This is a genomic window from Streptomyces sp. NPDC057654, assembly GCF_042800135.1.
Lineage (GTDB): Bacteria > Actinomycetota > Actinomycetes > Streptomycetales > Streptomycetaceae > Streptomyces.
On record NZ_JBHVHQ010000252.1, the window covers coordinates 1 to 10,081 of the forward strand.

11 protein-coding genes are annotated in these 10,081 nt (G+C 72.2%); 8 read left to right on the plus strand and 3 right to left on the minus strand.

Annotated features, from left to right (window positions below; translation table 11 throughout):
- Positions 1-117: 117 nt before the first annotated feature.
- Entirely contained in the window at positions 118-1,017 is a 900-nt protein-coding gene (locus ACFU99_RS19870) for a PaaX family transcriptional regulator C-terminal domain-containing protein (RefSeq protein WP_384393666.1), read from the plus strand.
- A gap of 5 nt (positions 1,018-1,022) precedes the next feature.
- Here ACFU99_RS19870 and ACFU99_RS19875 read toward each other — a convergent pair whose 3' ends face one another.
- Positions 1,023-1,841, minus strand: coding sequence for an SOS response-associated peptidase (locus tag ACFU99_RS19875; protein ID WP_384393669.1), 819 nt, complete (start codon positions 1,839-1,841; stop codon positions 1,023-1,025).
- 191 nt (positions 1,842-2,032) lie between these two features.
- Here ACFU99_RS19875 and ACFU99_RS19880 point away from each other — a divergent pair, with 191 nt between their 5' ends.
- The 4 genes from ACFU99_RS19880 to ACFU99_RS19895 all read left to right on the plus strand — a co-directional run bounded on the left by ACFU99_RS19880 (position 2,033) and on the right by ACFU99_RS19895 (position 5,657).
- A complete protein-coding gene (locus ACFU99_RS19880) occupies positions 2,033-2,746 on the plus strand; it encodes a M50 family metallopeptidase (protein WP_384393672.1) in 714 nt (237 codons plus the stop codon).
- A gap of 102 nt (positions 2,747-2,848) precedes the next feature.
- On the plus strand, positions 2,849-4,195 hold the full coding sequence (aroA, locus tag ACFU99_RS19885) for a 3-phosphoshikimate 1-carboxyvinyltransferase (RefSeq protein ID WP_384393675.1): 1,347 nt from the start codon (positions 2,849-2,851) through the stop codon (positions 4,193-4,195).
- An 18-nt stretch (positions 4,196-4,213) separates the two neighbouring features.
- A complete protein-coding gene (rsgA, locus tag ACFU99_RS19890; RefSeq protein WP_384393679.1) occupies positions 4,214-5,224 on the plus strand; it encodes a ribosome small subunit-dependent GTPase A in 1,011 nt (336 codons plus the stop codon).
- A gap of 109 nt (positions 5,225-5,333) precedes the next feature.
- Positions 5,334-5,657, plus strand: coding sequence for a DMT family transporter (locus ACFU99_RS19895; RefSeq protein WP_384393682.1), 324 nt, complete (start codon positions 5,334-5,336; stop codon positions 5,655-5,657).
- A 31-nt stretch (positions 5,658-5,688) separates the two neighbouring features.
- On the opposite strand, the gene ACFU99_RS19900 is transcribed toward ACFU99_RS19895, so the two are convergent.
- A complete protein-coding gene (locus ACFU99_RS19900) occupies positions 5,689-6,399 on the minus strand; it encodes a TetR/AcrR family transcriptional regulator (RefSeq protein WP_384393684.1) in 711 nt (236 codons plus the stop codon).
- Between the two features lie 118 nt (positions 6,400-6,517).
- On the opposite strand from ACFU99_RS19900, the gene hisN reads away from it, so the two are divergent.
- Together hisN and ACFU99_RS19910 are read left to right on the plus strand one after the other, a co-directional pair.
- Positions 6,518-7,312, plus strand: a complete 795-nt coding sequence (gene hisN, locus ACFU99_RS19905; protein ID WP_384393687.1) for a histidinol-phosphatase — start codon at positions 6,518-6,520, stop codon at positions 7,310-7,312.
- Positions 7,313-7,424: 112 nt separating this feature from the next.
- A complete protein-coding gene (locus tag ACFU99_RS19910; protein ID WP_384393690.1) occupies positions 7,425-7,838 on the plus strand; it encodes a cyclic nucleotide-binding/CBS domain-containing protein in 414 nt (137 codons plus the stop codon).
- Between the two features lie 115 nt (positions 7,839-7,953).
- On the opposite strand, the gene ACFU99_RS19915 is transcribed toward ACFU99_RS19910, so the two are convergent.
- A complete protein-coding gene (locus tag ACFU99_RS19915; RefSeq protein ID WP_384393693.1) occupies positions 7,954-9,438 on the minus strand; it encodes a catalase in 1,485 nt (494 codons plus the stop codon).
- A 140-nt stretch (positions 9,439-9,578) separates the two neighbouring features.
- Between ACFU99_RS19915 and ACFU99_RS19920 the strand changes: the two genes are divergently transcribed.
- Positions 9,579-9,995 carry a Fur family transcriptional regulator gene (locus ACFU99_RS19920; protein ID WP_363227354.1) on the plus strand — a complete coding sequence of 139 codons (417 nt, stop codon included), beginning with the start codon at positions 9,579-9,581 and terminating at the stop codon, positions 9,993-9,995.
- The last annotated feature ends 86 nt before the right edge of the window (positions 9,996-10,081 follow it).

Here is a 10,081-nt window from a genome sequence, read left to right on the forward strand (position 1 = left end):
CCCCCACCTCACATGTGACGGCGCCCCAGCCAGCCAGGCCGGCGTTTGAGGCCGTCTTTTGCAGCCCGGCCGGCGTTTGAGGCCATCATGGACCCCTCGAAACGGAGGAAGGCCCCCATGAAGCGCAGTCACGACCCGGAGCCGGAAGCGGAGCGTCCGGACATCCCGACGCGGCTGCTGGTGCACGCCCTCGTACGAGAGAACGGCCTCGTCGACGCCGCCGAGCTCTACGCCGTAGCCGCCCAGCTCGGCATGACCGACCAGCAGGTCCGGCTGTGCGTCAAACGCCTCGTCACCGAAGGCGGCTTCACCCAGGAAGGGCGGGGGCGCAAGGCCGTCCTGCGCGCCGTCGCCGACGACACCGGAGCCATCGCGCCGGACGCCGACCACGTCCGCTACGCCTACTGCCAGGACCGCGGCGAGGCCCCGTGGAACGGCACGTGGCACCTGTTCGCCTTCGCCATCCCCGAGGCCCGCCGCACCGCCCGCGACGCCCTCCGGGAGACCCTGCTCCACCTGGGCGCCGCCCCGCTCCAGGGCGGCCTGTACGTCTGCGCCAACCCCATCGCCGAGCTGGTGGAGGCCCGCGCCCGGCACCTCGGCGTGCTCGACACCGTCACGTTCCTCACCAGCACCGACCTCCGCGTCGGCGAAACGGAAGAACCCCGGAAGCTGGCGGCGGCCATCTGGCCCCTGGACGAGATCGCCGCCCGGCACGAGCGGCTCGCCGCCTTCGCCCGTACCTGCGCGGCCCGGCTGTCCGGCGAGGAGCCCCTGTCCGGGACGGAGCAGCTCACCCTGGCGGTGGAGCTGGCCGCGGCGTTCGCGCGCGCCATGGACCCGGACCCGCTCCTTCCGCCGGAGCTGCTGCCGCAGCCCTGGCCCGGCAGCCGCGCCCGCCGCCTCGCCCAGGAGTGCTGGACGGCCCTGCAAGCCCTCCCGGACGCGCACGCCGCCGCCACGCCCCGCCTCTTCCGCCTCTACAGCGACGCGATCGCCCCGCCCAGCGCGCGATAGGGGCGTCAGAACAGCGTGCCCGCCTCCGGGGCCTCCAGTTCCGCCAGCAGCTCCGGGCCGTTGTTGCGGACGTTGCTCACCGCGGTGCCCACCGGGTACGCCCGTACGCCGCCCGCCGGCGGCGGAGCCAGCAGCGAGCGCAGTTCGTCGGCGTCCGTGCGCGCCGGGTCCAGCCACGCGTCCCACCGGTCCGCCGGAAGGGCGAGCGGCATACGGGGGTGGATGTCCGCGAGCGACCGCGGCCCCTCCCCTCCCCCGGCGCCCGCCAAAGGCGTCGTCTCCGCCTCGGTGGTGATCACGGTGCAGGTCGCCCACCACGCCTGGGGGTGGTCGGGCGGCAGCGTGGCGTCGCGCCAGAACTCGTACAGCCCCGCCATCGCCATGACCGACCCGTCGGCCGGCGTCACGAAGTACGGCTGCTTCCGCGGCCGCTTCTTGCGCCCCTGCTCCTCCAGCTGCCGCTCCGCGGCCTCCGTGACCCACTCGTAGTAGCCGTCGGCCGGTATCAGGCAGCGGCGGGCGGTGAAGGCCCGCCGGAAGGACGGCTTCTCGTGCACCGTCTCGGCCCGCGCGTTGATCATCTTGACGCCCACGTCGGGCGACTTGGCCCACGACGGTACGAGCCCCCAGCGCAGCGGCCGGAGCTGGCGAACCGGACGCGGGTCGGCGGCGTCTTTAAGAGGGCGTTCGAGCACCGCGTACACGCTCGTCGTCGGCGCGACGTTCCAGTCGGGAGCGAGCGTCTCCGCCGCGTCCCACTTCTCCACGCCGAAGGTTTCGACGAGATCCTCCGGCCGCCGACTGGCCGCGTACCGCCCGCACATACCCACTCCCTGACTGCCCCGGCCGGCGCCCGGCCCCGGACACCGCCATCACCGCGTACCCGCCATGACCGACTCGCCTACGACTCGCGTCCAACCCTGACAGACGCCGCCGAGCGGCGGGAACCGGCCGCTTACCGGCCCCGTGCCGCCGGGTGCCACACTTCCACGACCGACCAAGGAGCCGCCCCCGTATGGACAGCACGCAAACCGCCGATCTGTGGGACCGCGTCTTCGGCACCCAGCCGGACCCCTCCTCGTGGCTGGTGATCGTCACCGCGGCCGTCGCGCTCGCGGCCGTCGTCCCGCGCCCGGTGTGGCTGCTGACCCGTAACGCGATCACCATCGCGCACGAGGGCGGCCACGGCCTCATAGCCCTGCTCAGCGGCCGCCGCCTGGACGGCATCCGGCTGCACTCGGACACCTCCGGGCTGACCGTGAGCCGCGGCAAGCCGCACGGCCTCGGCATGATCCTCACCGCCGCCGCGGGGTACACCGCGCCGTCCCTGCTGGGGCTGGCCGGGGCCTGGCTGCTGGCCGCGAACCACATCACCGCCCTGCTGTGGGGCGCGACGCTGCTGCTCCTCGCGATGCTGGTGATGATCCGCAACGCGTACGGGGTGCTGACGGTGGTGCTCGCGGGGGCCGCCTTCGTCCTGGTGTCGTGGCTGACGGGACCGGACGTGCAGGCGGCGTTCGCGTACGGCGTCGTGTGGTTCCTGCTGCTGGGCGGCGTGCGTCCGCCTTTCGAGCTGCAACGCAAGCGCCGTTACGGCGGTGCGCCGGACTCCGACGCGGACCAGTTGGCCCGGCTCACGCACGTACCGCCGCTGCTGTGGCTGTCGCTGTTCCACGTCGTGTCGCTGTGCTCGCTGATCGGCGGCGGCCGCTGGCTGCTCGGGGTGTGACTGCTTCCGCAGCCCCCGCCCCCTTACCAGCCGTACATTTCGCCCAAGTTTCGACGTATTTGATCAAGTTTCTCCCTCCCGGAGAGCCACTAAGGTAAAGACATGACCGAGAGCCCCGCGCACCCCGCCCTCTGGCCCGCCCCGCTCGCCACGGGGGCCGTCGACGCGACCGTCACCGTGCCCGGTTCGAAATCGGTCACCAACCGCGCGCTCGTGCTGGCCGCCCTGGCCGCCGAGCCGGGCTGGCTGCGCCGCCCGCTGCGCTCCCGCGACACCCTGCTGATGGCCGAGGCGCTGCGCGCGATGGGCGTCGGCATCGAGGAGGGCGTCGGCCCGGACGGCAGCGGCGAGGCCTGGCGGGTGATCCCCGCCGGGCTGCACGGCCCGGCCACCGTCGACGTCGGCAACGCGGGCACCGTGATGCGCTTCCTGCCGCCCGTCGCGGCCCTCGCCGGCGGCCCGATCCGCTTCGACGGCGACCCCAGGTCGTACGAGCGTCCGCTGAACGGCGTCATCGACGCCCTCCGCACGCTCGGCGCCCGCATCGACGACGACGGCCGCGGCGCGCTCCCGATGACCGTGCACGGCGGCGGCGCCCTGGACGGCGGCGCGGTGCGCATCGACGCCTCCTCGTCCTCCCAGTTCGTCAGCGCCCTGCTGCTCTCCGCGCCGCGCTTCAACCAGGGCGTGGAGGTGCGCCACGTGGGCGGCGCGCTGCCCTCGATGCCGCACATCCGGATGACTGTGGACATGCTGCGGGCGGCGGGCGCGCGGGTGGACACCCCGGAGTCGGGCGGCGAGCGCGACATGTGGCGGGTCTCCCCCAGCGCCCTGCTCGGCCGCGACCTGACCGTCGAGCCCGACCTGTCCAACGCCCAGCCGTTCCTGGCCGCGGCGCTGGTCACCGGCGGCCGGGTCACCATCCCCGACTGGCCCGAGCGCACCACCCAGCCCGGCGACGCGCTCCGCGAGATCTTCACCGCCATGGGCGGCTCCTGCGAGCTGACCGAGGAGGGGCTGACCTTCACCGGCACCGGCTCCGTGCACGGCATCGACATCGACCTCGGCGAGGTCGGCGAGCTGACGCCGGGCATCGCGGCCGTCGCGGCGCTCGCCGACTCCGAGTCCGTACTGCGCGGCGTCGCCCATCTGCGGCTGCACGAGACGGACCGGCTGGCGGCGCTCGTCAAGGAGATCAACGGGCTGGGCGGCGACGTCACCGAGACCGCCGACGGCCTGCGCATCCGCCCGCGCGCGCTGCACGGCGGCGTCTTCCACACCTACGACGACCACCGGCTGGCCACCGCCGCCGCCGTCCTCGGCCTCGCCGTCGACGGGGTCCAGGTCGAGAACGTGGCGACGACCGCCAAGACGCTCCCCGACTTCCCGGAGATGTGGACCGGGATGCTGGGGTCGGTGACCGGGGCGGCGACGGTGTCGAGAGCCTGAGAGACCGAGACCGCCGCGATGCGCCGCTACGGCAAGAACCCCGACGAGGACGACGTCCGCGTCCGCCCCAACCGCAAGGGCAACCGCCCCCGCACCAATATCCGCCCCAAGCACGAGGACGCCGCCGAGGGCTTCGTCCTCACCGTCGACCGCGGCCGGCTCACGGTCCTGGTCGAGGACCGCTCGATCCACGCGATGAAGGCCCGCGAGCTGGGCCGCAAGGGCGTGGTCGTCGGCGACCGGGTCGCGGTGGTCGGCGACCTCAGCGGTGCCAAGGACACGCTCGCCCGGATCGTACGGGTCGAGGAGCGCACGTCCGTGCTGCGCCGTACGGCCGATGACGACGACCCCTTCGAGCGGGTCGTCGTCGCCAACGCCGACCAGCTCGCGATCGTCACCGCGCTGGCCGACCCCGAGCCGCGCCCCCGGCTCATCGACCGCTGTCTGGTGGCCGCCTACGACGCGGGGCTCGAACCGCTGCTCGTGCTCACCAAGTCGGACCTCGCGCCCGCCGACACGCTGCTGGAGTCGTACGGGACGCTCGGCGTCCGGTACGTCGTCACCAGCCGCGAGGAACTGGCCGACGGCGCCGCCGCGGACCGGGTGCGCGAGCGGCTCACCGGGCGGACGACCGCGTTCGTCGGCCACTCCGGGGTCGGCAAGACGACGCTGGTCAACGCCCTGGTGGCGGCGGACCGTCGGCGGGCCACCGGCCATGTCAACGCGGTCACCGGGCGCGGCCGGCACACCACGACGTCCGCGCTCGCCCTGCCGCTCCCGGACGGCGACGGCTGGCTGATCGACACTCCGGGCGTACGGTCCTTCGGACTGCACCACGTGGACCCCGCGCGGGTCGTCCTGGCCTTCCCGGACCTGGTGCCGGGGACGGAAGGCTGCCCGCGCGCGTGCAGCCACGACGAGCCGGAGTGCGCGCTCGACCAGTGGGTGGCCGACGGCCACGCGGATCCGGCCCGGCTCTACTCCCTGCGACGGCTGCTCGCGACGCGGGAGCGGCGGGAAGGCGATTGATCGTCTACGTTTGCGAATGACCGCGCGCGGCGACCGGATGAACATACCGGCGCCGGCGGGCGGTCGTGCGGATGGGAACGGAAGCGGGAACGACCGGGAGGAAGAACTGATGGCGTGGCTGCTGGTGGTGGTCGCCGGTCTGCTGGAAACCGGCTTCGCCGTCTGTCTCAAGCTCTCGCACGGCTTCACCCGGCTCTGGCCCACCGTCGCGTTCGCCGCCTTCGCACTGGGCAGCTTCGGCCTGCTGACGCTGTCGCTGCGCAAGCTCGACGTGGGTCCGGCGTACGCGGTGTGGACGGGCATCGGCGCGGCGGGCACCGCCATCTACGGCATGATCTTCCTCGGCGACCTGGTCTCCACGCTGAAGCTCATCTCGATCGGCTTCGTGATCGTGGGCGTCATCGGCCTCCAGCTCTCCGGCTCGGCCCACTGACGCGACTCAGCGCCTTTCCCGGCGCCGGGGCTCACCAGTCGCGGCCGAGGAGCGCGCGGACCAGCCGGGCCACGTGCTCGGCGGCGGCCCGGTCCGCGGCGGTCTCGCCCGGCGCGGCGTCGCCGGGAGCTTCCGGAGCCACTGGTTCCGCAGATTCCGCCGATTCCGCCGGGGCCACCACGTACGACAGAGTCATCCGGACGGCAGCCTCGCAGGCCCGTACCGCGTCCCCGACGGTCGCCGCGCCCTTCACCGCGTTCTCCTCCAACACGCCGACGGCCCGGTCCCGGACAAGCTCGGCGAGGACCTGCGGCGGGGGCACCGCGCCGCGCTCCAGCTCCGGCCGCGGCGTGGCGCGCCACACCGTACGGGCCGGGGCCGCGGGCGTCGCGACGGCGGGCAGCCGCTCGCTGCGGCAGCCGGTGAGGGCGGCCCGTACGAGCGGATTCGCGCGGGCCGCGTGCAGGGTCCAGGCGGTCACGGCCGCGCAGCAGTCCCCGGCGTCGGCCCCGTCGCGCGCGGCGGTGTCGGCGAGGGCCCGCGTCACGCCGCCGAGGTAGGCGTCGGCCTCGCGCCGCACCAGGGCGCGCGCCAGGCCGTCCTTGCTGCCGAACTCGTTGTAGAGGGTCTGCCGGGAGACCCCCGAGGCCGCCGCGACGTCGACCATCCGGACCCCGGCCCACGGCCGGGAGACGAGTGCGGAGAAAGCTGCGTCCAATAAGGCTTCACGCGCTGTAGGCATCGTCGCCTCCCCGGCCGGGCTGCTCGCCCGGCGGCTGTGGGGCACAGAATTGACTCGCCGCCAGACGGTGTCAAGGGACCTGACGGGCAACGGACCGCGACGCGGGTAGTGTTCGGCTATGCCCGACTTCCACGATGATCTGCGTCTCGCCCATGTCCTCGCGGACGCCGCCGACGCGGTGACCATGGACCGGTTCAAGGCGCTCGACCTGAAGGTCGAGACGAAACCGGACATGACGCCGGTGAGCGAGGCCGACAAGGCGGCCGAGGAGCTGATCCGCGGTCACCTCCAGCGGGCGCGGCCGCGCGACGCGGTCCTCGGCGAGGAGTTCGGCAGCGAGGGCAGCGGCCCGCGCCGCTGGGTGATCGACCCCATCGACGGCACCAAGAACTATGTGCGCGGCGTGCCGGTCTGGGCGACGCTGATCTCGCTGATGGTCCAGGGCGAGGGCGGCTTCCGGCCCGTCGTGGGTCTGGTGTCGGCGCCCGCGCTGGGCCGTCGGTGGTGGGCGGCGCAGGACTCGGGCGCGTTCACCGGCCGGAGCCTGCTGTCGGCCAGTCGGCTGACCGCCTCCCGGGTGGAGCGGATCGGCGACGCGTCGTTCGCTTACTCCTCGCTCTCGGGCTGGGAGGAGCGCGGACTGCTGCCGGGCTTCCTCCAGCTGGCGGGCGACTGCTGGCGCACCCGCGGCTACGGCGACTTCTGGCCGTACATGATGGTCGCCGAGGGCTCGGTGGACATCTGCGCGGAGCCGGAGCTGTCGCTGTGGGACATGGCGGCGAACGCGATCATCGTCGAGGAGGCGGGCGGGCGCTTCACGGGGCTCGACGGGCGGCCGGGCCCGCACAGCGGTGACGCCGCCGCTTCCAACGGGATCCTCCATGACGACCTGCTGAATTATCTGCGCCCCTGACGCTCCCCTTGTTGCGGCCGTCCTCGGCGTGTGAATATGAGAGCCCCCACGCTTGTGAACTTGTGAATCCCTTCACGGATCGGATTCGTTCACCAAGGAGGTGGCTCCGCCCATGCTCGTCCGCGACGCCATGAGCACGGTGGTCCTCACCATCGGCCCCACGCACACACTCCGCCAGGCGGCCCAGCTGATGTCCGCCCGCCGGGTGGGCGCGGCGGTGGTCCTGGACCCCGACACCAGCGGGCTCGGCATCCTCACCGAGCGGGACGTGCTCAACGCCGTCGGCGCCGGCCAGGACCCGGACCGCGAGACCGCTTACACCCACACCACCACCGATGTCGTCTTCGCGGGCCCGCGGTGGACGCTGGAGGAGGCCGCCTACGCGATGTCGCACGGCGGCTTCCGGCATCTGATCGTCCTCGACGGCGACGGGCCGGTCGGGCTGGTGTCGGTGCGCGACATCATCCGCTGCTGGGCCGTCGCCCCGGCCGCGGCGACGGCGGAAGCGGACGCGGTCCCGGCCTGATCCCGGAGCCGCGCCCGTAAGCCCGTACACCTTTTCAAAGACATGTTTTCCACGGCATGCGGAGAGGCCGGAGCCCCATGGCGTCCGGCCTCTCCGGTCTTTCGGCAAGCGTCCGTCAGCCGCGCAGGGCCTGGACGGCGGCCTCCAGCCGCTTGCCGAAGTCGGGGTCCGCCTGGCGGAAGTTGTCGATGGCGCGCTTGGCGATGTCGTCGCGCGACACCTTCGAGATGAAGCCCGCCAGGTTGTCGACCAGGCGGCCCTTCTCGTCCTCCGTCATCAGCCGGTAGAGGTTGCCCGCCTGCACGAAGTCGTTGTCCTCGGCGTGCGAGGGCGCCTCCGTCTGCCCGGTCTGCCCGGTGACGGCGCTGGGCTGCCACACCGCCTGCCCGGTCTCCTTGGGCCCGCCGAAGCTGTTGGGCTCGTAGTTCTTCGACCCGCCGTGCCGGCCGTCGTACGCGTAGCCGTCACGGCTGTACGTACGGGCCTCCGTGGCGTGCGGGCGGTTCACCGGCAGGTGGTCGGCATTGATGCCGACGCGGTAGCGGTGGGCGTCGCCGTAGGCGAAGAGGCGGCCCTGGAGCATCTTGTCGGGGGACGGGCCGATGCCCGGCACGAAGTGCGCCGGCGAGAAGATCGACTGCTCGACCTCGGCGAAGATGTTCTCGGGGTTGCGGTTGAGCTCCAGCTTCCCGATCTCGATCGGCGGGTAGTCCTCGTGCGGCCAGATCTTGGTCAGGTCGAACGGGTTGAAGCGGTAGTTCGCCGCCTCGGCCGCCGGCATGATCTGCACCTGCACGGTCCAGGACGGGAAGTCGCCGTTCTCGATGGACGTGCGCAGGTCACGCTGGTGGCTGTCCGCGTCCTCACCGGCGAGCTTCGCGGCGTCGTCGGCCGTCAGGTTCTTGATGCCCTGGTCGGTCTTGAAGTGGTACTTGACCCAGAAGACCTCGCCGGCCGCGTTGTTCCACTGGTACGTGTGCGAGCCGTAGCCGTTCATGTGGCGGAACGAGGCGGGGATGCCGCGGTCGCCGAAGAGCCAGGTCACCTGGTGGGTGGCCTCCGGGCTCAGCCCCCAGAAGTCCCAGACGTTGTCCGCCTCCTGCGAGCCCGTGTACGGGTCCCGCTTCTGGGTGTGGATGAAGTCGGGGAACTTGATGGCGTCCTTGATGAAGAACACCGGGGTGTTGTTGCCGACGAGGTCGTAGTTGCCGTCCTCGGTGTAGAACTTCAGCGCGAAGCCGCGCGGGTCGCGCACCGCGTCCGCCGAGCCGAGGTTGCCCGCCACGGTGGAGAACCGCAGGAAGGTCTCGGTCTGCTTGCCCACCTCGGAGAGGAACTTCGCGCGGGTCCACTGCGACACGTCGCGGGTCAGCGTGAAGGTGCCGTACGCACCGGCGCCGCGGGCGTGCACGATGCGCTCCGGAATGCGCTCGCGGTTGAAGTGCGCGAGCTTCTCCAGCAGCGACTGGTCCTGAATCAGGACCGGCCCGCCGATGCCGGCGGACTCGCTGTTCTGGTTGTCCGCGACCGGCGCTCCCGCCTCCGTGGTCAGCGGTCCGGTGGTCTCGCTCTGAACCGACACGTGTGCCTCCTGATTCATGTCCTGTCCCATGGCCTCAGCCGTTGCCGATCCTACATTGGACAATGTCTAAGTCAAGAAGAACTGAAAAGTCATACGGATTCCGGCCGTGGACTGTTCCGCTGCTACGCTGGTGGCTATCTGACTGATAGGTGATGGGCATGAGTGACCTGCTGGAACGACTCCGGGGACGCGGCTGGCGGCTGACCGCGCAGCGACGCGTCGTCGCCGAGGTCCTCGACGGGGACCACGTGCATTACACCGCCGACGAAGTGCACGCGAAGGCGGCCGACCGGCTGCCCGAGATCTCCCGCGCGACCGTGTACAACACGCTCGGCGAGCTCGTGTCGCTGGGCGAGATCATCGAGGTCAGCACGGACGGCCGGGCCAAGCGGTACGACCCGAACGCCCACCACGCCCACCAGCACCTGGTGTGCGCGCGCTGCGGCACGATCCGGGACGTGCACCCCTCGGGCGACCCGCTGGCGGACCTCCCCGCCGAACAGCGCTTCGGCTTCGAGGTCTCCGCCGTGGAGGTCACCTACCGCGGGGTCTGCCCCAACTGCGCCTCGGCGTAGGAAAAACGGCGGGCCGACCGGCCGGGCAGCCCTGCCGCCCGGCGGTTTTCACCTGACATGACGAAGGCCCGGATCCTGATCGGATC